The 22,734-nt window shown below is 71.1% G+C and carries 16 protein-coding genes; 6 read left to right on the top strand and 10 right to left on the bottom strand.

Annotated elements, in window-relative coordinates:
- The first annotated feature begins 167 nt into the window (after positions 1 to 167).
- The 4 genes from D0T12_RS22420 to D0T12_RS22405 are packed head-to-tail and all read left to right on the top strand — an operon-like array spanning position 168 to position 10,712.
- Positions 168 to 3,377 (top strand): DUF6603 domain-containing protein, encoded by a 3,210-nt coding sequence (locus D0T12_RS22420; protein ID WP_117401657.1) that lies wholly within the window; start codon positions 168 to 170, stop codon positions 3,375 to 3,377.
- Entirely contained in the window at positions 3,374 to 5,767 is a 2,394-nt protein-coding gene (locus D0T12_RS22415) for a hypothetical protein (protein WP_117401656.1), read from the top strand. Before D0T12_RS22420 ends, D0T12_RS22415 begins: the two co-directional genes overlap by 4 nt.
- A 48-nt stretch (positions 5,768 to 5,815) precedes the next feature.
- Complete coding sequence (locus tag D0T12_RS22410) at positions 5,816 to 9,475, top strand: hypothetical protein (protein ID WP_117401655.1); 3,660 nt, start codon at positions 5,816 to 5,818, stop codon at positions 9,473 to 9,475.
- Positions 9,476 to 9,503: 28 nt separating this feature from the next.
- A complete protein-coding gene (locus D0T12_RS22405) occupies positions 9,504 to 10,712 on the top strand; it encodes a hypothetical protein (RefSeq protein WP_117401654.1) in 1,209 nt (402 codons plus the stop codon).
- Positions 10,713 to 10,721: 9 nt separating this feature from the next.
- Here the strand turns inward: D0T12_RS22405 and D0T12_RS22400 are convergent, their stop codons facing one another.
- A complete protein-coding gene (locus D0T12_RS22400; RefSeq protein ID WP_117401956.1) occupies positions 10,722 to 11,564 on the bottom strand; it encodes an SAM-dependent methyltransferase in 843 nt (280 codons plus the stop codon).
- Between the two features lie 125 nt (positions 11,565 to 11,689).
- Positions 11,690 to 12,811: a DUF5753 domain-containing protein gene (locus tag D0T12_RS22395; protein ID WP_147339595.1), complete on the bottom strand. Its 1,122-nt coding sequence runs from the start codon at positions 12,809 to 12,811 to the stop codon at positions 11,690 to 11,692.
- Between the two features lie 265 nt (positions 12,812 to 13,076).
- On the opposite strand from D0T12_RS22395, the gene D0T12_RS22390 reads away from it, so the two are divergent.
- Positions 13,077 to 13,712, top strand: coding sequence for a nucleotidyl cyclase domain-containing protein (locus tag D0T12_RS22390; protein WP_117401652.1), 636 nt, complete (start codon positions 13,077 to 13,079; stop codon positions 13,710 to 13,712).
- Between the two features lie 9 nt (positions 13,713 to 13,721).
- Complete coding sequence (locus D0T12_RS22385; protein WP_117401651.1) at positions 13,722 to 14,633, top strand: LLM class flavin-dependent oxidoreductase; 912 nt, start codon at positions 13,722 to 13,724, stop codon at positions 14,631 to 14,633.
- 80 nt (positions 14,634 to 14,713) lie between these two features.
- On the opposite strand, the gene D0T12_RS22380 is transcribed toward D0T12_RS22385, so the two are convergent.
- From D0T12_RS22380 to D0T12_RS22345, 8 genes are all read right to left on the bottom strand, one after another.
- Entirely contained in the window at positions 14,714 to 15,679 is a 966-nt protein-coding gene (locus D0T12_RS22380) for an alpha/beta fold hydrolase (protein WP_199487628.1), read from the bottom strand.
- 64 nt (positions 15,680 to 15,743) lie between these two features.
- Positions 15,744 to 16,778, bottom strand: coding sequence for an NAD(P)H-dependent flavin oxidoreductase (locus D0T12_RS22375; RefSeq protein ID WP_117401650.1), 1,035 nt, complete (start codon positions 16,776 to 16,778; stop codon positions 15,744 to 15,746).
- Positions 16,775 to 18,421: an AMP-binding protein gene (locus tag D0T12_RS22370; RefSeq protein WP_117401954.1), complete on the bottom strand. Its 1,647-nt coding sequence runs from the start codon at positions 18,419 to 18,421 to the stop codon at positions 16,775 to 16,777. The genes D0T12_RS22375 and D0T12_RS22370 overlap by 4 nt, the downstream gene beginning before the upstream one ends.
- Positions 18,422 to 18,424: 3 nt before the next feature.
- On the bottom strand, positions 18,425 to 19,216 hold the full coding sequence (locus tag D0T12_RS22365; protein ID WP_117401649.1) for an enoyl-CoA hydratase/isomerase family protein: 792 nt from the start codon (positions 19,214 to 19,216) through the stop codon (positions 18,425 to 18,427).
- A gap of 2 nt (positions 19,217 to 19,218) precedes the next feature.
- Complete coding sequence (locus tag D0T12_RS22360; protein ID WP_117401648.1) at positions 19,219 to 20,406, bottom strand: CaiB/BaiF CoA transferase family protein; 1,188 nt, start codon at positions 20,404 to 20,406, stop codon at positions 19,219 to 19,221.
- Entirely contained in the window at positions 20,403 to 21,143 is a 741-nt protein-coding gene (locus tag D0T12_RS22355) for an enoyl-CoA hydratase/isomerase family protein (RefSeq protein WP_117401647.1), read from the bottom strand. The genes D0T12_RS22360 and D0T12_RS22355 overlap by 4 nt, the downstream gene beginning before the upstream one ends.
- On the bottom strand, positions 21,136 to 22,107 hold the full coding sequence (locus tag D0T12_RS22350; RefSeq protein WP_117401646.1) for a hydroxymethylglutaryl-CoA lyase: 972 nt from the start codon (positions 22,105 to 22,107) through the stop codon (positions 21,136 to 21,138). Before D0T12_RS22350 ends, D0T12_RS22355 begins: the two co-directional genes overlap by 8 nt.
- A gap of 111 nt (positions 22,108 to 22,218) precedes the next feature.
- Complete coding sequence (locus D0T12_RS22345; protein ID WP_117401645.1) at positions 22,219 to 22,710, bottom strand: MarR family winged helix-turn-helix transcriptional regulator; 492 nt, start codon at positions 22,708 to 22,710, stop codon at positions 22,219 to 22,221.
- Positions 22,711 to 22,734 lie beyond the last annotated feature (24 nt).

Genomic DNA, 22,734 nt, shown 5'->3' with positions numbered 1-22,734 from the left:
CGGTGGGCGTCTCATCTGATCACCAGGGATGGCAAGGCGCGTGGTCCTCAAATTGCCGTTCGACAAAGGCTGTGTCATGGTTTCGCCGCCGAGGGCCATACGCGGCCGGATCTCTCCTACATTGATCACCGGATTCGATTCTTTTCGGCGGCGAGAGGACTGCCCGGATGGCCATCACGGTGAAGGAGGTCCGAAGCTGGCTGGACGCCCTGTCGAGTGAGGTCACCCTCCCCGGCCAACTGCCCGCCGGACTCGCCGAGGTGAAGAGCGGCTGGGATCTGGGGCAGGCCCGATCGTGGGTGCCGCTCCCGGACGGGACGGACCTGCCCCTGAAGAGCATCACCGACAAAAACAGGGAAAAGCTGTCATTTCGCGCCAAAGCGGGTGATGTCCCGATCGGTGTTCGGTTGTTGACCCGCAAGGACGCGCCCACCGAAAGCGACGGAGTCTACGGAATCGCGCTGGAGCTCCCCGTCACCGACGCGCTCAAATCGCTGGGCTCCGTCGGCGGCACCGATCTGGCACTCGTCCTGGAGATCTGGCACGTCGGCAAATGGTCGAAACCGATGGTCGGCTTCTACGCCCGCGCCTGGCTGCCCTGGGAGAACGGGAAGCGGGTCGAGGTTCTGGGCACTGTGGCGAAGTCCGGGGGCGTCACCAGTGCGCAGCTGATGGCGCTGCCGCCCCCGGGCGGCGGCTGGTCGTTGACGTCGCTGCTGGCGAAGATCACCGGGGGGCAGGAGATCCGGCTTCCGCCCTGGTTGCCCAAGGTCCGGGCGTTCAACCTGATGATGGACACCGGAGGCTCGGGGACCCGGTTCCTGCTGTGGGCCGTTGACGAGACCCCGGCCACCACCCCGTGGCTGGTGGCCCTGCTGCCCAAGAGCGCGAAGGAGTCCCGGCCGCCGGTGGTGGTCTCGGTGCTGGCGCCGCTGGGGGCCACGACACGGTTGTCCTCCCTGGGGCTGTTGCGCGGGCAGATCCCGGCCGAGGCCGATGTCCGGGTGCGGGTTCAGGCCGTGTACGCCTCCCAGAAGATCGCAGCTGAGTCGCTCGCGGAGCTGAACGCCGCGGTGGGCGGTGGTCCGCTGCCGGACCGCGCCGCGCTGGGGGCGGGGCTGACGCTGTTGACGTGGGTCAGCACCGGCGACACCACCTACAAGCTGCGGGTCCGCAGGCCCGCCCCCGCCGCGATCGGTGAGGACGACGCCGAAGAGGGCGGTTCGCTGATCCGTACGGAGCGGACGCTCGGGCCGCTGCATCTGCGGCAGGTGCGGCTGCGGCTGTTGCCCGCGTCGGGGTCACGGAAGGAGCGGCTGCTCGTCGAGCTGGACGCGGCGTTCGTCGCGGCCGGGTTCGAGTTGGAGGCCACCGGCCTCGGCATGGAGATCGAACTGGTCGAGGAGCCGACCGTACGGGTGGTGCTGCGCGGGCTCGGGGTGGCGTACGCGCGTGACCCACTGCGGGTGATGGGCGCGCTCGTGGCGCGTCCCGCCGACGAGACCTGCCACTTCGCCTACGACGGTCTGATCATGGTGAAGGCGGCCACGTGGGGGCTGCTGGCGGTGGGCTCCTACGCCCGGATCAAGGGCACCGCGAACCAGCCGGACTACGTCTCGCTGTTCGTGTTCGGTGCGCTTGAGGGCAGGGTCAACGGCCCGCCGCCGGTGGTGTTCACCGGGTTGGCGCTGGGGTTCGGGTACAACTCCAGTGTCGCGCTGCCCGAGGCCGACCGCGTGACCGAGTTCCCGTTCGTGCGGGCGCTCGGCAACATGAAGGAGCTGACGGGTGTCGGCCCCGACGAGCCGGTCAGCGCGACCGAGGTCCTGCGCAGGGTCACCGGCGGAACCGGCGCGGTGGTGGGGCCCGCCAACGGGGTGATGTGGCTGGCGGCGGGCCTGAGCTGCTCGATCGCCGAGACGGTCGACGTCGCGGGCCTGCTGATGGTGCAGTTCGGCGGAGACGATCTCCTGGTGGCGCTGCTCGGCAGGGTCTCGGCCGACTTCCCCGCCCGCTCCACCGGCGGTAGGACACCCGCGGTGGCGCACCTGGAGCTCGGGTTCCGCGCGCTGTACGAGCACGTCAAGCGGCAGTTCTCGCTGACGGCGGCGCTGACCGACAACTCCTGGATCGTCCACCCGGACTGCAAGGTGACCGGCGGCGCCGCGGTGTACGTGTGGTTCCCCGGCAGCGCGAACGAGGGTGACTTCGTCGCCACCGTCGGCGGCTACCACCCGGCGTTCCCCGTACCCGGCCACTATCCGCAGGTGCCGCGGCTGGGGTTGAGCTGGTCGGTCAGCTCGGCGGTCGCGGTGAAGGGCGAGCTGTACGTGGCGGTGACGCCGAAGGCGGGCATGGTCGGCGGGCGGCTGGAGGTCCACTACGACGCCGGTGGGCTGCGGGCCTGGCTGATCGCCTACTTCAACGTGACGGTGTGGTGGGCGCCGCTGTCGTTCCGCGCCGAGATCGGCGTCACGGTCGGCGCGTCCTACACCCTGGACGCCTGGGTGTGCAGCGTGACGACGCGGGTGGAGATCGCCGCGACGCTGGTGGTGTGGGGACCGCCGACCGGCGGGCGCGTCCATCTGAAGACGGGCCCGTTCTCGGTCACCGCCAGGTTCGGCGACTCCCGCGAGCCCTGGGGACCGCTCGGGTCGAAAATGTCGTGGACGGACTTCGCCGCCAGGCAGCTGCCCGCGGCACCGCTGACCATCGGCGCGCTGGACGGGCTGCTGACCGATCCGGTGAAGGTCAGGCAGGCCACCACCGCCAGGGGCGACCGCTGGGTGGTGTCCACCGACGGGTTCACCTTCGCCGCCCGCACCGTCATCCCCGTCACCAAGCTCGTCTACAACACCGCCGCGCAGTCGCTCAACGACAGGCCGAAGGTGGGCGGACGGGAACGCGACCGCAGCAAGCACCTGCACGTACGCCCGGTGCAGTACACCGGCTCCTCGGAGGACTGCACCCTCACCGTCACCGTTGACCGCACGGCCTCGGACGGGACGGCCGACACCGACCTGACGTCCAGCACCGAAGGGTGGCCGGTGAAGCCGTTGTACGCCGCCGTGCCCGACGCCCTGTGGGGTGTCCGTCTCGACGCGCCGCCTCCCGCCGACAAGGCCGCCGAGGACACCACCGCGGTGTACGCGGTCGGTCTCCAGGTGCGGATACCGCCGCCCGCGCTGGAGGGCGACCGGCGCGACACCTCACTGGAGGTCATCAAGTACACGCCGGAGACGGCGCGCGCCAACCCGCTCAAGCACGGGGCCTCCACCCGCACCGCACCGGGCGATCCCGGCATGGACCAGAAGGCGGCGGCCGCCCGGCTGAGAAAGGTCCTGACCGACATGACCCTGCTGGAGGTCCTGCCATGACCGGCACCGCCGCGGCGGGCACGCTGACGTTCAGCGACAACCTCACCCCGTCCGCGCCGCGCGGCACCTACTCCATCACGGTCGCCCAAAAACTGCCGCCCGGCCTGGGCGGCACCAATCCCACCGGCCTCGTCCAGACCGTGCAGGTCACCGGCCTTCGCCTGCATCTGGGCGAGCAGGAGGTGCACGGCGCCTACCCGCCGCCCGGCTCGTGCGGTCCGGTGCAGACGCTGCTGCCGCACATCGCGTTCGAACGGCGGGTCCTGCCGTGGGAGACGCGGCTGGACTGGAAGGCCGGCGACAGCGAGAACAAGAAGCGGCCCTGGCTGGCTCTGTTGCTGTTCACCAAGGGCGAGCTGGTGGACGATCCCGAGGCCGCCGGCCTGACCACCCAGGGGACCGCCGGGGAACTGCTGGTGGACGCCAAGGACCCGCTGCGGCTGCCGACGTTCACCCCCGCGCTGACCGACGCCGAGAAGGCCACGCCCGTCCACACCATCCGCGTCACCAAGGACGTCTTCGCCGCCCTGGCGCCGCTGGCAACCGAGGTCGCGCATCTGGCGCACGTGCGCGGCCCGCTGCCCGGCGAGACCTCCGCCATCGGGCTCCAGGACGAGGAGCGATACGACAAGGACGAGGACAACGAGGCCACCCGCAGGGCCACCGAGTACTCGTTCGTGGTCGCCAACCGGCTGCCCTACCCGGGCCCCAAGGGCGCCCCGTATGTGGCGCACCTGGTGTCCCTTGAGGGCCACACCGAAATGTTCGACAACCCGGGCTCGCTCACCAAGGACATCCGGCTGCTGTCGCTGTACTCCTGGTCCTTCACCTCCAGCCCCCAGGGAGAGGCCAGCTTTTCTGAGCTGCGTCGGAACCTCACCAGGGAGGCTTCCGACACCGCCGACCGCACGCGGGAGTTCCTGCTGCGCCACCCGCAGCCCGCCACCACGGGCACCGACGACTTCACCCGGCACGTGCGGTACCGGCTGGCCAACGGCTGGATCCCGCTCGCGCACGACAACGGCGTCCCGGACGACTTCGCCTGGTACAGGGGCCCGCTCGTCCCCTACAAGGTCACCGCCCCGTCCGAGACCGACGCCAAGTACGGGGCCGCCGACCTCAGTTACGCCGTGGCGCGTGAGCTGGGCCGGGCGCTGGTACTCGCCGACCAGGAGATGGCCGCCGCGCTCGGCGCCTACCTGGACCGGGCGCACGGCGGCCTGGCCCAGGCCTGCCGGGTCATCGCGCCGCTGCTGGACCCCGCCCTGCTCGACCCCGACCTCGCCGCCCGCCCCCGGGACACCGGTGACCGCGCGGACCTGCGGCGGGCCGTCGACGACCTGCTGACCGGCGCGGACGACCGGTGGCGTGCCGCGTTCGACCGGGTGGCGTGCGGCGAACCCGTGCACCGCCACGGCGCCGTTCTCACCTCGCCCGCACCGTCCTCCCGCCCGCACGACGGCCCGCTCACCGACCAGCAGACGATCCAGATCTTGCGGGAACAGGACCTGGCGTCCCACCACAGCGCGCCCGCCCTGCTGGACCTGATGAAGACCCTGCTGGCCAGGGACGACATCCTGGACGCGATCGCGGAGCACACCCTGGGCGGGACCGACCCGGCCGAGCCGAAGATCATCCGGTGGCTGGACCGGCTGCGCCGCCTGGAGCAGGTGCCGTTCGACCACCTGGTCCCGCACACCGCGATGCTGCCGCCGGAAAGCCTGCGGATCTTCCGGGTGGACACCGTCTGGCTGGACGCGCTCACCGAGGGCGCGTTCCGGGCCGCCGAGCGCTCCCGGCTCGACCGCAGGGCCCTCGACGCGCTGCGCGCCGGGTACCGGGCGCGGGCGGCCGCCCCGCCCAAAGCGGGCGTATTGATCCGCTCCCGGCTGGTGTCGGCCTACCCGCGGACGGAGGTGGTCGTGTCCAAGAGCCAGGCCGACGGCTCTAAGGACGCGCGGGGCCGAGTGCTGCGCCGCGACCGCATCGCGCCCGACGTCCTGCTGTGCCTGTTCGACGGCCTGCCCGCGCGGATCGAGCTGCACGAGCCCATGCACGGCCTGCACCTGGGCGTGTTCGAGGATCTCGGCAGGACGTACATCGGGCTCCGCAGCCTGGTCGAGGACACCGGCGACGGTGTGAAGGTGGGCCAGTCGCTCAAGGGCAAGCTGGCCGAAGCGCGGGTCGAGGTCCCGTTCCGGCGGACCAGCGGCCCCGGCGCCCACACCATCAAGATCAACCAGGCGGGCGCGGGCCTGGCGGCGCTGGTGTGGGACAAGCTGACCGCGAAGTACCGGCCCCCCGGCGGATCGGCGGCCGGGCCCGGTGACCTGGCCTTGCAGATGGTGCAGTCACCCGAGAAGGCCACCTTGACCATAACTGGCAGCTGACCACCTTCGGCGGCCGATGACGGCCGCCAGTAGCGCAGGAGCCCGCACATGAGCAGTCACCAGCCCGTCGTGGTCCCGGTTCGCGTCACCGCCCTGATGGTGAACGGCGCCGTGCGGGACGACGTGCGCAGGACGGACTGGAGGCGCTGGGTCCCCGATTTCAGCGGGGCGCCGCATCTCAGCCCCGAACCCGACCCGCTCACCCTCGACGTCAGCCGTCCCCGTACCGGGGTGACGGTGCACTGGGAACTGCCCCTGGCACTGCGCAACGGCGCGCTGGGCTCCGACGGCATCACCACCTACCGCGCCGTCCCCGCCCGGTGGCTGGTGGTGCGCTACAGCGGCCCCGCCGACAACCGCGCCGCGACCGCGTGGCTGGTGCAGAGCAACTGCCTGCGCGACGACCCGTCCGACCACACCGACAACTCGCCCTACGCCGTCGCCACCTCCGACACCGACGCCACGCTGGCGGCCAAGCGCATCGGACGTGTCCTGCCGCTCACCGGGACGCTGACGGAACCCGGGCAGTCGGCGGCGCTCACCGCCGTCGGGCCGGGCCTGCCGACGTTCTGCCTCTACCAGCCCTACAACCTCGGCGTCTTCTCCCTCCACGACGACCTGTCCGGCCTCACCGGCGACCGGCGCGAGCTGTCCTACCTGGTCATGGGCTGGTACGCCGGCGACAACGACGACCCCCTGGCGGCGGCGGGAACACCGGCCGAGCTGCTCAAGAAGCTCGGCTGGCATCTCGATCCCGCCCCGTCGGGCACCATGCGCACCGTTTGCGCGGGCACCGTCACCGGCGTCGTGTGGACCAGCACCGGCCTGCCGGACAAGGAGAAGGAGGAGGCCCCGCCCGTCGCCACCGACGCCGGGGAACCCGCCATCCGTTACGGGGTCGGGGAGTCCACGGCGGACGGCGTCAGCGCGCTCGCGCTGGCCTACGAACCGTCCACCTGGGGTCAAGGCGACCGGCTGAGGCGCCTGCAAGCGCTCCAGTACGGCCTGCTGCACGAGTTCGACAGCGCCTCGGGCGCGGCGGCGGCCCAGCTGCGCACCGGCGAGACCCGGTTCGAACCCAGGGCCGGCGGGTTCGTCTGGGACTTCACCACCCCCTCGTCCGCCCCGGGTAAGCCCTCGGCGCCCGTGCGACCGCTGCCCGACGAGGAACGCGCCTGGCTCACCGGCACCAACGCCGACCAGAACACTCACGACGCCGCCGTGCGCGCCTTGGCCCGGCGGCAGGAACGCATGTACGAGCTGTGGTGGTACGTCCAGCAGCTCCGCGCCCTCGCCAAGAGGCCATCGGAGATCCGCCCGAAACTCGAGGCGCTGCTCAAGGAGGTCGAGCCCAAACTCACCACGCTGATCGGCCGGGTCAAGAGCGACCGGGAACAGCTCGCCAAGGCCAAGGCCCTGGTGCGCGCCACCACGCCCGAGGAACTGGCCAAGGCCGTGGACGCCGAGGTCGCCCGCCTCAAGAAGCTGTGGGGCCGCGACCCCAAGGGCCGCCCCACCCGGACCCCGCGCCCGCCGTTCCACGTGGCCCGCGAACCGATCGTCATGATCAAGGGCGCGCGGGCCGCGCGGCTCCTGGACGATCCGGCCCTGCTGCCCTGCCGGCTGCCCGGAGACCTCGTCGCCAAGGCCGACGGCACCTCCGTCCCCCCCGTCAAGCCCGAGGGCTGGACCAAGCTGCCGACCGTCATCGGCGACAGGTTGCCGTCCGCGCTGCCCGACGCGGTGCTCACCGAGTTCGCCACCCTCGACCGCCACCCGCAGCCGACCAAGGTCACATTCGCCGACGACACCACAGCCGACTGGAAAACCGGATCAGCCGACCGCCGGGTCCGCGCGGCGATGCGCGGGACGCAGGCGTGGCGGCAGCCGTGGACGCCGCTGCTGCTGGTGTGGGACGCGGAATACTTCGCCATTCCCTACTACCACCACAGCGATCCCACGAAGAAGAACTGGGAGTTCGGCCCGGGGCAGTACGTGTGGCGCGGCGAGGGCGACGCGGACGACAAGGAGGCCACCCCGCTCACGGTGCGCGGCAAGGCCCTGCTGTCGGCACACGCCGTGCACAACCTCACGGAACGGCTCCACCGCATCGCCCAGGAGGCACCCGGACAGGCCCCGGACTTCGTCGCCGCGGTCGGCAGGCTCGCCGACCACCTCTCCAGCGCCACGACCGGCTCGGACCTGATCTCCCAGGCCCTGGACGGCTTCAACGAGTTCCTCACCGGCCGGTGCTCGCTGGTGCGCGCACGTCCACCCGCGAGCGTCGCCGGGTTGCTGGACGGCCGCCACACCTTCGCCCCCCGCGACCTGCAACCGGTCACCCGGCGTCCCGCACAGCCCGAAATACTGGAGAACTGGGTCGTCCCGCCCTACTACCGGCCGCTGCGCGCGGGACAGTTCCGGGTGCGCAGGATGTTCCTGGTCGACCGGTTCGGCCGTGGACGCGAGATCATCGACACGGCCGTCGACCTCGCCCGGCGACCCAAACCCGCGCGGGCGGCCAGCGTCATCCCCGACTCCAAGACCCCCGGCAAGCCCGACGCGGCCGACGCGGTCGTCCACGTCACCGAGCCCACCCTGTGGGCGCCGCACCTGTTCCATCTGCGGCCGCGGCTGCCGCAACCGGTCCGGCTCGGTTTCGACGCGGTCTCCCGGCTCGACGACGCCCGGACGGCGCTCACGGCGTCCTCCGACGAGCAGATCAGCGCATGGGTCGTGCCGAACTACTTCGACGAGGCCCTGCTGTGCATGGCGCCGGACGGCACGCTGCTCGGCGAGCTGCGTCCCACTCCCGCAGGCGCGCTGGCCTTCGAACGCCTGCACCCCGACGCGCCCGTCCTCGGACAGGCCAGCACCAAGCATCCGAACCTCGCCCGCTTCCTCAACGGCCTGCACGCCCGGACGGACGCAGTCAAGGCGCTGCAGGATCTGGTCGCGACCGTGGAGGAGATCCGGTACACCATCGCCCCGTACCGCGCGGATTCCGGTCACCCCACGTTGCGCATGCTCGGGCGGCCCCTCGTCCTGATCCGCGCCCGGCTGCACCTGGAACCCGACGCCGACCCCGTCGTGCCGCTCAAGCCCAGCCGCCTGACCGCCGACCCGCCCACGGCCGAGTACCAGTCCTACACCTGGCCCGTTCTGCTCGGCTCGGCAGCGTCCTTCACCGACGGCCTTGTCGGCTACTTCGACCAGAGCGACTACGGCACGCTGTACGCCGTCCGCACGCCCAACGACCCCGCGCCTCAGACGACCTACGTGCTGAGCAGGGCCAAGGACACCAACTCGGAACTGGCGCTGGGCCAGTCACGCCTGGTGACTCTGCTGGCGGATCCTTGGGGCGGTGTGCAGGCCACCTCCCACATCCTGCCGACCCGTGTGCTGAGCGTGGACCCCGACCTCGTGACCCACGCGCTCAAACGCATGGACGCCGTCTTCCACGTCGGCCCGGCCCTCGGCACGATGCGCCCGATCTCGGTCGACGTGGGGTACTCCACCAGGGCGACGGTCACCGCCTTCGGCATCCCGCTACCGGTCGTGGAGACCGGTACCTGGTCCTGGCGCCGTCCCGACTCCGGCACCCTGCCCGTCACCGGCGTCGACGCCGCGGCCCGCATCACCCCCGAATCGCGCGCCCATCTGCGCACCGGGCTGCTCCACCTCAAGAACGGCCTCACCCCTCGCTGACCACCGCCACAAGAGAGAAGGGCCGACCATGACGATTCACGCCGACGGCGGCGCCGTCGCGCTCACCGACACGGACTTCCCGCTGCGCACCAGCGTCACCACGACGCCCTCACCGATGAGCGTCTCGTCCGCAAAGGACCAGCCCGCCTATGGAAACGTCGAAGTCCTGGTCAGCACCGGCGCGTTCATTGAGCTCCGCCTCTATGAGCTGTCCGTCACCTTCACCGTGACCAATAGCTGGGACGACGACGGCCCCGGTGTCCTCACCCCCGACTGGGGCAACGTCACTCGCTCCGCGACCTCCCCGCCGGCATGGGACCAGATCAGGAGTTCCCAGGACGGCGAGTTCCTCTTCAGGCCCAAGAAGGGTCAGGCGGGTCTGAACGAGACGGTACGGATCAGGCTCAGCAACGTCCCGCTCAGCAGGCGGATAGGCGTCACCAATGTGGTGATCAGCGCGCTGGAGACGGAGAAAGGATCGCCGGTCCAGAAGATTTACCCGATCGGCAAGTTCCCGCAGGAATTCCAGCTCGCCGACTTCCGGGCCAGCAGCCCCATCGTTCAGTACGGCAAGGGCACCGACCTTCTCTGGACGGTCAGAGGCGACAGTCATGTGACCTACGAGCTGCACGTGAACGGCAAGAACAGCGGCCTGAAATCGGAAAAGATCAAGCCTCCGCTGGGCACCGGGGACCTGCACGCCACCACGGTGTACCAGCTCGTCGCCGTCTACCAGAACGGCCAGGAACACGCCAGGCACGCGACGGCCACCACCGTCATCGTCGGCAGCGGCGACGTCGACACCAAACGGCTCACCGCGGAACGCGCCACCATCACGCACCAGGCGACCATCGCGGGCCTCGCGCCCGCCTGCGCGAAACCCCTCGTCGCCGAAGACGGTTGGTTGACGACGTCACGCACGATAGACGAGTACGACAAGAATTATCTGGACGTGGGACCCGGCCTGCTCGTCGTGACCGTCCAGGTGAGAAATTGTGATGCCGGTTCAATCGCAGTGACCCTCTACAACGGCATCCGCGACCACACCGTGAAGGCCGACAAGGATAGGAGCGGCGACTACATGATAGTTCCCACGGTCGGCTGGGCCTATTTCAGAATCACCCGGGAGTATTCGTTCGAGTCCGGGCATGATTTCTCCTACACGTTGCAGGTCTCCTGGCTCGGTTTCGACGGTAATCACACCCCCCCGATCTTGGGAGAATGGAGCGGTACTTGACCAGAGCGTTCAGGTGGTCTTCTTCGCCACGCCGCCCCAGGCGTCCACGGCCACGGAAGGGCCGAGCGGGCCGGGATCCGGACGCCACCGGTCGAGCCGCACGACGCCGGGCTCCACCGGTTCCAGGCCGTCCAGGAAACGCGCGATCTGCCCTGGGCTGCGCAGGGTGTAGGGGACGGACCCGCCCTCGTTGTACAGACGGGTGGCCTCGACATAGGCGTAGTCGGTGTTCGCGCCGTCGTAGACGGCCACGAGGCTTCCCGCGGGGAGCGCGGTCTTGAGCCGGTCGACGATCGAGCGGGCGCGCTCGTCGTCCTCGGTCATGGGGATGTGGCCGAGGACGCCCATCAGCATCAGCGCGATCGGACGGTCGAAGTCGAGCTTCGTCCGCGCGATGTCGATGATGCTCCCCGGTTCGTTCAGGTCGGCGTCGACATAGTCGGTGCCCGCCACGTCATTGCTGGTCAGCAGGGCGCGCGCATGGGCGAGGACCAGGGGGTCGTTGTCGACGTAGACGATGCGGCTGTCGGGCGCCTCGCGCTGCGCGACCTCATGGGTGTTGTCGTGGCTCGGCAGTCCCGTGCCGATGTCGAGAAACTGCCGGATGCCCTCTTCTCTCGCCAGGTAACGGACGACGCGGGAGATGAAGTAGCGCGAGACCCGCGCCATGTCCCGGATGCCCGGATAGATCGCGGCGAACTGCTCGCCGGCCTCCTGGTCGATGGGGTAGTTGTCCTTGCCGCCCATCCAGTAGTTCCAGATGCGGGCGGAGTGCGGCACGGACGTGTCGATCCCCGCCATGAGATCTTTCTCGGCCTCCCGCCAGGAGTACGAGGCGTCGCCGGAACTCATCACGACCTCCAACCGTGCGGCCCCGCCGCTTTCCACCTGGTGAAGCGCCGGGGGCGCGCTTCAACGAAAAGGCTTTCCGCGGACAGGGAATCAGGTGGGTGGCCGCCGGACAACCCGCTGCGCGGTCAGTGCTCCGTGCGGAGGCGGCGCAGCATGTCACGGCTTTGCTCGGGGGTTGCGGCCTCGATTTTGAGCCGATCCAGAACCTGGCCGAAACAGACCTTCTCCTCGGGGTCGATGAGGTAGTCGGCGCTGCCGAGATGTTCCAGATAGATCACATCGGGCAGTTCCGCCGCGGCGAACCGCAGGGCGGTGATCGGGCCGCCCGCCGCGGCGTATCCGCCTCTGGCCAGCGGCATCACCTGGATCCTGACGTTGGGACGGCAGGAGACCTCCAGCAGATGGTCCAGTTGGGCGCGCATCGTCTCGGGGCCGCCGTGGTCGCGGCGCAGCACCGTCTCGTCCAGGATCGCCCAGAGACGCGGCGGGTTCGGCCCCCACAGCCGCTGCTGCCGCCGCGTCCGCAGTTCGACCCGCCGCCTGATCTGCGTCTCGGGGGATGTTCCGTATTCGTGCGCGATGACCGCCCTGGCGTAGGCGGGGGTCTGGAGCAGCCCGGGGACGAACTGGGGCTCGTAGCACCAGATCACCCGGGCCGCCTGCTCCAGTTCCAGGTAGGACTCCACCCATGGGGTGACGACGTCCTGGTAGTCCGGGTGCCACCAGCCGGCCGTCCCGAAGCGCCGCGTCAGCGCGTCCAGTGCCTCGTCCCGGCCGGGACGACCGCGCGGGCGGTCACCGGCCGCGACCGGAAGCCTCGCCGGGCGCGTCCTCGCACGCCGTGCCTCGCGCACCGCCGCGACATCCTCCTCCGCCTCGGCACCGGCCGCGTCCGGGGGCAGTCCGCGGAGCTGCCGCGACGCGTCGTCGTAGGCGGCCTTCCACTCGTCCAGGGTGCCGAGGGTGTCGGGGTTCACCCCGTTACGGGACGCGATCGCACGCAGGACGATCACATAGGAAGCCACCCACGACCACCGGGGCAGGTTCTTCCGCTGGTGGGTCAGGATGCCCTGGAGCGTGGAGGTCGCCAGCAGCCGCACCGTCAAGCCCTGCACCGGAGTGGCGAACTTCCGGGACAGCGCCTCCACCTCCTGGTAGCTGGACGGGCACGCCGTGATCCAGATGTCGTTGAGCCGGTCGATGAAGCGACAAAGAATGACCGATTGGTCATTATCGGATGCTCTCATGATCCGCCACCTCGCCACCACAACACCGGCGTAACCGTACACATTTCACATGCTTCCGCATAGACCCAAGTGCCACCATAGTCCACCGGACAATCCGGACAATTATGACAATGGCTAAAATCCACTCGAATCTCCTTCCGCCGCGCTCTTCGAGGGGAAGGGCGTCCCAACTCATCCCAATCGGTATGCAAGTACGGAGAACACCGCCAGAGTGGTATCCGCGCGCCATTCCGGCGCGGACGAAAGCGAGGGAGGAGAATCTCGCATGCTCGACCTGTCGCCGCCCCGGCCCGCCGAGTCGTCGCGGTCGCCGCTCAGGACACTGGTCGCCGTCGACATCGTCGACTTCGGGCGGCGCTGCCCCGACACCGCGTCCCAGCGGCGGGTCCGCCGCGAGCTGTACGGCACGCTCCGCGCGGCGCTCCGCCTGACCGGGGTGCCCTGGGCGACCTGCGACCACGAGGACCGCGGTGACGGGGTCCTGATCGTCGCGCCTCCCGGAGTCGATCCCGTTCCGTTCCTCGGCCGGCTGGGGCACGGGCTCGCGGTCGTCCTGCGGCGGCACAACGGGCCGGCCGGCGACGGCGACCGGCTGCGGCTGCGCGTGGCCGTCCACCACGGCGACGTGGAACGGGACGCCTACGGCGTCTTCGGCTCCGCCGCCATGTTCCTCTTCCGCCTGCTGGACGCGGACGCGTTCAGGGAGGTCCTCCGGACGTCGGGCGCCGACCTCGGCCTGATCACGTCCGACTCGCTGCACACCGACGTGGTCCTGCGCGGCGGCGGTCCCGTCCCGTCCTCCGCGTACCGGCGGCTGTGGGTGAGCTGCAAGGAGGTCAGGGACGTCCGGGCCTGGCTCTGGCTGCCATCCGGCCTGGTCAGGGGGCTGAATGATCGATAAGTTTGAGGGATGCGGTTCGCGATCTCCATCCCCCAGGACCTGAACGACGGCGAGTTCGACCCGGCGGCCTTCCGCGCCTTCCTCCGACGGGCCGAGGAGCTCGGTTTCGACGGCGCCTGGACGCAGGAGCAGGTACTCGGGACGGCGGCGCGGTCGAGCCCGCTGGAGACCCTGACCTACGCCGCCGCCTGCACCGAACGGATCCGGCTGGGCTGCGCGGTGTTCGTCACCCCGCGGCACAACCCCGTCCACCTGGCCAAGAGCCTGAGCACGCTGGACCAGCTCAGCCGGGGCCGGGTCGACGTCGGCGTCGGTATCGGCGCCCGCGACCGGTCGCTGTCGGCGTTCGGCGTCGAACCGGACGAACTCGTCGCGCGGCTCACCGAGGGGCTCGACCTGATGAAGGCGTGCTGGACGCGTCCCCGCGTCACCTTCGACGGGCGCTTCTGGCGGCTCGACGACGCCGCGATGGAACCCAAGCCGTTCCAGAAGCCGCATCCCCCGGTCTGGTTCGGTGCCCGCCACCCGAACGCGCTGCGGCGTGCGGTGCGACTCGGCAACGGGTTCTTCGGCGCGGGGTCGGCGACGACCGCGCAGTTCGCCGAGCAGGTGGGCGTCGTCCGGGAGGCGCTCGCGGAACAGGGACGGGACGCCGCCGACTTCTCGATCGCCAAGCGCGTCTACATCGGGGTGGACGACGACGAGGCCCGCGCCTGGAAGAGGGGGGCCGACACCCTGGAGCGGTTCTACGGACGGAGCGACCTCACCCCGGTCGCCGTCTGCGGATCCGCGGACGCGTGCGTGGAGGGGGTCCGCGAGGTGATCGACGCGGGCGCCGAGATGGTCCTGTTCACCCCGCTGTTCGACGACGCGGAGCAGATGGAGCGGCTCGCCGCCGAGGTCATGCCCCACCTGGCCTGACACAAGCCGTTCGACCCGCGCGAATTGGCGGGGCCGGGGAGCCCGCAACGGGATCAGGCTCCCCGGTTCTCAGGCGGTGGTTACCGCGAGTTCCTGCGCAGGAACTTGCGCAGGGTGGGGTTGTAGATGTCCGAACGCTCCCACTGCGGCGCGTGACCGCACTCGTTCGCGACGACGGTCGTGACGTTGCGGAAGTGGCTCGCCACGATGCGCTGCACCGACGGCGGGCTGTAGAGGTCGCCGTCACCCCACAGCAGCAGGGTCGGCACCCTCAGCCGCTCCACGTCCTTCCAGGTGGGCTGGGTGGCGTACGGCTGACCGACGCTGCTGTGCGAGGCCCGGTCGTGGAGTTCGTCCCAGATGGCCATGCCCGCCGGGTTGATCGCCCGGTAGGTGGGGCCCAGCTCGATGAAGCTGGCCGGCATGTTGCTGAAGCCCGTGGGACGAAGCCGCCGCAGCATGTCGACGTATTCCTGGTTCGTCACGCTGAGCAGGCTGCCGCTGATGGAGAGGCTGAGCAGCCGCTCCTCATGGAGCAGCGCGTAGTCGAGCGCCACTCCCCCACCCAGCGCGACACCGACGAGGTGGAACTTGTCGATGCCGAGGTAGTTGACCAGCGAGTGCAGGTCGCCCGCGCCGGTTCCCGGGTTGGCCGGGTCCGCCGCGCTCGACTTGTACTTGCTGCGCATGGACCAGCCGATGACCCGGTACCCCGCCTTGGCGAAGTACGGCTGCTGGTACGGCCAGAACTCCGCGCTGCCGCTTCCGGGGTGCGTGAAGATGACCGGGGCGCCACGGCCCCCGGTGTCCCAGTACCACAGGCGCCCGCCGGGCACCGGCACGTAGCCTTCCTTGGCGGGGACCTGCTTCGGAATAGGAATGATGGGCAGCGGCGAGTCGGTGCGCGGGTCGCCGGCGAGGGCCGTCCCGCCTCCGGCGACGAAGGTCGCTCCGCTGGCCGCGAGCAGGGTGGCACCTCCTAGAAGACCTCTTCGCCCGATTCTAGGGCCGGACGCCGTCCGCGTGTCCGTGTCGTTCGTCCTCACTCAAGACCTCCCAGATCCTGATGTCGGCTGACTTTCCCCCGAGTCCTTGGTGGCGGGTGGCGGGTTAGGAGGCGGGAAGCGGTGTCCGTTCGGGACGGGCGGGCAGGTCCTCGGCGGGGCGGACCTCGGGCAGGCGGGTGAGCGTGGCGGCGTACTCCTCGACGAGCAGCTCGACGATCCGGGCGGCGGGCAGGAGCGCGTCGACCAACCCGGCCGACTGGCCCATCTCGACCTTTCCTCCGATGACATCGCCGTCGACGGCGGCCGTCCGCAGGCTGGTCGCGGTGAACTCCGCCCGGCGCCGCTCCAGGTCGGCGCCGGTGCTCTCCAGCTCGGCCATGCGGTCGGCGAAGTCGTTGGCCAGGACCCGGATCATGCCGAGGTCGCGGCCCACGGTGCGGGTGTCGCCGGTGCCGGCGGCGAGCACGGCCTCCTTGTAGGCGGGGTGCAGGTTCGATTCGGCGCTGGCGAGGAAGCGGGTGCCGAACTGCGCGGCCCCGGCGCCGAGGGAGAGGGCGGCGGCGAGTCCCGAGCCGTCGGCGAACCCGCCGGAGGCGATGATCGGGGCGTCCGGGAACCGCCGGGCGACGGCGCGGACCGTGACCAGCGTGGACACGAGCCCGGCGGGCGGATGGCCGCCCGCCTCGGCGCCGACGACGACGAGACCGTCCACGCCGGCGTCCATCGCCTTGGCCGCGTGCTCCTCGGTGGCCACGACGTGCAGGCAGATGGTTCCGGTGTCCCGGAAGCGCGGCAGGTAGCGGCGCGGGCCGCCCTGGGAGGCGATGAGGATCGGGACGCGCCGGGCCACGAGCAGGTCCATGACCTCGTCCGCGCCCTTGCGGTACAGCGGCAGGTTCACCGCGTAGGGACGGTCGGTGCCCGCGGCGACCTCGGAAATGGAGCGGTCCAGGTCAGGGAGCCGCATGGGGCCGGCGGCGATCACGCCGAGACCGCCCGCGTTGGACACCGCGAGCGGCAGCCGCGAGTCCGACGACGCCCAGGACATGCCCGCCTGGACGATCGGCAGGTCGCAGCCGAGCAGCCGGGTGACGCTCGTGTCGATGCGCGCCCGGCCGGCGCGCGTGCCGCCGGTCATCCCGCCTCCACCGCGTCGAGCAGCCGCCGCGCGTGGGCGGCGAGGTGCCGCTTCTGGACCTTCGAGCTGGCCGTCATCCCGAACCGCTCGAAGTCGTCGACGATCCGGATGTGGCGCGGCACCTTGAACCGGGCGAGGCGCTCGGCGGCCCAGGCGGTGATCTCCTCCGGGTCGGCCGCGCAGCCCTCCGCGAGGACGACGAACGCGAACGGGACCTCGATGAGTCGCTCGTCCGGCACGCCGACCACCGCCGCCTGCCTGATCTTGGGGTGGCCGTGCAGGACGTCCTCGACCTCGGTGGGCGACACGTTCTCGCCGCCGACGCGGATGAGCTCCTTGGCCCGTCCGACGAATTCGAGCCGGCCGTCCTCGCCGAGGCGGCCGAGGTCGCCGGTGCGGAGCCAGCCGTCCGGCGACAGCGTCGCGGCGGTCTCGTCGGGCATGGCGTAGTAGCCGCGCATGACGTTCCAGCCGCGGACGAGGATCTCGCCGACGTCCCCGGTCGGGACGTCCCGTCCGGTCTCGGGGTCGTGGACGCGGACCTCGACGCCCGGTTCGGGCATCATCCGGCCGCTCGCCCGGACGTCCTCCGGTTCCCACCACGCCGACTGCGCCACGTTGGGCGACGCCTCCGACAGCCCGTAGCCGACGACGCATTCGGTGGCGCCGAGCTCGTCGATGATCCGCCGGACGACGGCGGCCGACGCCGCGGCCCACGCGCCGCGCAACCGGAGCCGGCGCCGCGGCCGGTCCGGATGGTTCAGCAACATCAGGGCGATGGTGTCGTTGCCGGAGAAATGGGTGCAGCGTTCGCGTTCGATCAGCCGCAGCGCCTCGCCCGGTTCGAACCGGTCCATGGTCACCACCGTGGCGACGTGCTGGAGGCAGGCCAGGACCGTCAGGGTGCTGCCGGCGGCGTGGAAGAACGGCCGGACGCTGTGGAACCGGTCGCCCGGCCGCAGCCCGAGGCGAGCCCCGGAGAAGAACGCGTCCCCGCACATGTTGAGCTGGGTCAGCAGCACGCCCTTCGGACGGGACGTCGTGCCGGACGTGTACTGGATCAGCACAACGTCGTCGGGCGTCCCGCAGGGTTCCACCGGAGTCGTCCCGGCCGCCCGGAAGTCCTCCCACGACCGCGCCGCCTCGGGAACGGTGGCCGGAGCGGCGGAGCCCCCGGAGCCGAGCACCACCACCGACCGCAGGTCGGGCAGCTCGGCGTCCGGCAGCCCGGTGTCGACGCCCGGACAGATCTCGCGGAGCATGGCGACGAAGTCGATGTTCAGGAAGCGGTCGGCGACGAACAGCATCGAGGACCGCGACTGCCGCAACGCGTACGCGATCTCGGGGGGACGCCACCGGGTGTTGATCGGCACGGTCACCGCGCCGAGCGACCCGATGGCCAGGAAGAGCGTGACCCACTCCGGGCCGTTGCCCAGGCAGACGGCGACATGGTCGCCGCGACGGACCCCGGCGGCCGACAGCGCGGCGCGGACCGCGGCGACCTCGGCGTCCAGCGCGGCGTAGGTGATCCGGCCGTGCGAGGCGACGACCGCCTCCACGTCCGGGCCGATGACCGCGGCCCGACGCAGCGCGTCGTGGACGGTCAACGGGCACACCCCGGCCGGCCCGTGGGTCCCTTCCATCACCTAGTTCCCCTCCTGCGTCGCCGCTCGCGCCCGGTTCTCCCGCATGGTGCTGGCGAAGTCCTCCACGCCGCCGCGCCAAGCGCCGTCGGCGAGGCAGCGTTCGATCGCGGCCATCTCGATCCGGATGCCCTTGGCCAGGTCGGTCTCGGAGCCGAGGTCGATCGCCTGCTTGGTCAGCGACATCGCCAGCCGGGGCGCGCTCGCGATCGTCGCGCCGAGTTCCGCACCGGTGGCGAGCAGCTCGGCGGCCGGGACGATCCGCGCCACCAGCCCCACGGCGGCGGCCTCGTCCACCGGCATCGTCCGGGCCGTGAACAGCAGTTCCTTGGCGCGGCGCTTGCCGATCACGCGTTGCAGCCGCTGCGTCGCGCCGACCGTGCCCCAGTGCGGCTCGGGGAAACGGAAGGTGGCGTCGTCGGCGGCGACGATGAAGTCGCACGACATGGCGATCTCCCCGCCCGAGCCCACGACCGGGCCGTGCACGAGCGCGACCACGGGCTTGGAGCACCGTTCGATGGCCTCGTAGGCGGCGAAGGACGCGAGACGGCGGTTGCGCACCCAGACCTCGTCGCGGCCCTCGCGCTCCTTGAGGTCGGCGCCGGCGCAGAACGCGGGCCCGTTCGCCCGCACCAGGACGGCCCCGACGGAGTCGTCGGCGTCCAGGCGCGCGAACGCGTCGCTCAGCCCGTGGCACATGGGCAGGTTCAGCGCGTTGCGCGCCCCGGGCCTGTTCAGCACCACGTGCGCGACACCATCGGCCGCGCGCACCAGCACCGGATCGTCGTCGCTCAACGCTAGATCGTCCCTTCTTCGCGGAGCCGGGCCAGCTCGTCGTGGTCCAGGCCCAGCCGTTCGGCGAGCACTTCCTCGGTGTCGGCCCCGAGCAGCGGCGGGACGCCGGGTTCGGGGTACTCGGTCTCGTCGAGGCGCAGCGGGGTCCGCAGCGCGGAGAACCGGCCCTCGGTGGGGTGGTCGAAGTGGCCGACCATGCCCCGCGCGATGGTGTGCGGGTCGGCGAGCGCCTCGCGGGCGGTCTTGACCTCGCCCGCCGGGACGTCGACGGCGCGCAGCGCGACGGCCAGCTCGTCGCGCGGCCGGCGGGCGACGGCGGCGGCGAGGGCGGCGGTCACCCGTTCGCGCTGCGCGATGCGGCCCTCGTTGGCGTCGAGCGCCGGGTCGGCGGCCAGCTCGCCCAGGCCGAGGACCTCGCACAGCGGCTTCCAGTGCTGGTCGCTGGCGCTGATGTGGAGCCAGCCCCCGTCGGCGCACTCGAACGCCGACGACGGCACCCGGCCGAGATGCGCGGTGCCGGTGCGTCCCGGGTCCTCGTCGAGGGCGAAGATCCGGGCGGCGGCGAGGGCCAGCAGGCTCGCCTGGACGTCCATCATCGCCAGGTCGACATGCCCGCCCCGGCCGCTGTTCTTCCGTTCCAAGAGCCCGGTCAGGGCCGAGATGACGATCCACAGACCCGAGGTCATGTCGGAGACCGGGATGCCGACCTTGGCGGGCGGCGTGTCCGGGTGCCCGGTGAGCGACATGATCCCCGACAGGGCCTGGAAGACCGTGTCGTATCCCTTGCGGTCGGCGTACGGCCCGGACTGCCCGAACCCGGTGCTGGAGATGTAGACCAGGCCGGGGTTCAGCGTCGCGAGCGCCTCGTAGCCGAGCCCGTACTTGTCCATCGTGCCGGGCATGAAGTTCTCGACCAGGACGTCGGCGCCGGCGGCGAGCCCGCGGGCGATCTCCTGCCCGCGCGTGGTCCGCAGGTTGAGCGTCACCGACCGTTTGCCCCGGTTGAAGGCGAAGAAGTAGGCGCTCTCGCCGCCGGGAAGGCGCGGTTCGAAGCTCCGGGACTCGTCGCCGCCGCCCGGCCGCTCGATCTTGATCACGTCGGCGCCGAGGTCGGCGAGGATCTGGGTGGCGAACGGACCGGCCAGGACGCGGGAGAACTCGACGACGGTGATGCCGTCCAGCGGCCTCATGCCCCGGCCCCCCGGAACCCGCGCATGATCGTGTTGATGTCGCCGCCGGTCCGCATGGCCTCCGGGAACGGCAGGTCGGCGACGCGGTAGAACAGGTCCTTCGCCGCCGCCATGGCGAGCGGGTTCACCTCGGCCCAGCCCGCCGCGATCTCCAGCCCGGCGGCCTCGGCCTTGTCCGGCTCGGTGACCCGGTTGGCCAGGCCGTACTCGGCCAGTTCCGCCGCGCCCAGCGTGCGGCCGGTGCTGATCAGTTCGAAGGCGAGCTTGCGGCCGAGGTTGCGCTGGATGCCGGTCATCACGATCGCCGGGACGATCGAGTGCCGCGCCTCCGGGTAGCCGAACTTCACGTCGGTGGCGGCGACCATCATGTCGCAGCCGATCGCGAGCCCGGCGCCGCCGCCCATGGCCGGGCCGCGCACCACCGACACGATGGGCTTGGTGAGCTGTTGCAGCAGCATCTGGGTGCGGGTGGTCAGCTCGGCGCGCCGGATGACGGCGTGCTGGTCGGCGGGCGTGAGGTCGGCGAACTCCGACAGGTCGGCGCCGGAGCAGAACCCGCGGCCGGCGCCGGTGAGGACGACCGCGCGGACGGCGGAGTCCTCGTCGGCGGCGCGCAGCGCGTCGTGCAGGGCCCGGGTGAGTTCGGTGTTCAGCGCGTTGAGCTTGGTGGGCCGGTTCAGCCGCAGCAGCCGCACCGCGCCGTGGTCTTCGACGATCAGGACACCGGGCTCAGGCATCGTGCGCCACCTTCTCCTCCGTCTTCCCGCCCACCAGGCCGAATCCGGCGCGGGCGACCATGCTGTGCAGGGGACGGCCGAGTGCCTCCTCGCACCGTCGCGAGGCCGCCATGACCGCGTCCAGGTCGAGGCCGGTGTCGACGCCCTCGGACTCCAGGAGGTTCACCAGGTCCTCGGTGCAGACGTTGCCGGTCATGCCGCCGCCGTACTGGATCTGCGCCGGGTGGCCGCCGACCCCGCCGAGGGAGCTGTCGAAGTCGCGGCAGCCGGCCTCCAGCGCCGCGACGCAGTTGGCCAGCCCGCCGCCGCGGGTGTTGTGGAAGTGCGCCACGATCGGCGGGGCCTGCGCGCCCGTCGTGGAGATCCGTTCGGTGACCCGCCGGAACATGCCCTTGACCGAGGTCGGGGTGGCCAGGCCGGTGGTGTCGCCGAGGGTCACGAGGTCCACGCCGAGGTCGGCGAACCGGGCCGCGTCGTCGGCGACCACGCCGGGGTCCACGGCGCCCTCGAAGGGGCAGCCGAACGCCACGGAGATCACGCCGACGAGCCGGAACCGGCCCGCTGCCAGCCGCACCATCTCGGCGACCCGCTCCCACTGGCGGGCGCGCGTGGTGCGCATGTTCCGCTCGGTGTGGGACTCGGTCGCCGACACCAGCAAACTCAGTTCGGTGGCGCCGTGCCCGGCGTCGAGGTCGGCTATGGCACGTTCCACGGCCCGGGGGTTGGGGCAGGTGGCCTTGTAGGCCACGCCGGCGGGACGGGGCAGCCCGGCCAGGACGGCGCCGGCGTCGCGGAAGGCGGGCACGCGCTCGGGATGGCTGTAGCTGGTCGCTTCGATCCGGGTGAAACCGGCCGCGGCGAAGGCGCCGATCAGGTCGATCTTGACTTCGGTCGGGACGAAGGTCTCCTCGTGCTGGAGCCCGTCACGGGCGAAGCATTCGCAGATCGTGACGCGGTCAGCCATGCGAGTCCGCCTCCCAGGGGAGCGTCGAGGTCATCACAGCAAGGAATATAACCTACTGTTGACAACATCAACACCCGGCCTCGGTGACGGACTCCCGACGGCGGACCGAATCTAGCGCTCGGAGCGCTCCAGCGCCTTGGCCAGCGTGGCCAGCTTACGCAGAGCCGAGTCGAGAACTTCCTGCTCAAGCGGGGTGAGACAGACGAGGAACGCGTTGTTCCGCTCGTTGGCGGCGGCGATGAGACCGCGGTAGAGGGAGCGCCCGTTACGGGTCAGGGTGAGCTGGGTCGTCCGGCCCGGACCGGGCTCACGCTCGACCAGTCCGGCCTCGGCGAGCTTGGCCGCGACCCGGCTCATCTGAGCCTTGTCCAGCCCGGCCAACCGAGCCAGCCGATTCACGGTCAGCGGCTCGTCCTCTCCCAGCAATGCGATCGTGCGCCACTCCTGGAGGCTGACGTCGAATTCCCGCCGGTAGCGGAGGGCTGCGCTGCGGGACAGCGCGTTCGCCACCCGGTGCAACCGGTAGGACAGCAACTCCCGTATCGGGATCGGCTCGGACTCCTCGGCGGCGGGGTCCGCCGAGCGTGACGGTAGGGCGTTCATGCCCCCACTGTAAGGCGGAGAAAG

The organism is Actinomadura spongiicola, from assembly GCF_003432485.1.
Classification (GTDB): Bacteria; Actinomycetota; Actinomycetes; order Streptosporangiales; family Streptosporangiaceae; genus Spirillospora; species Spirillospora spongiicola.
Note: the sequence above shows the minus strand (reverse complement) of the source record. Positions and strands in the feature narration are given on the sequence as shown.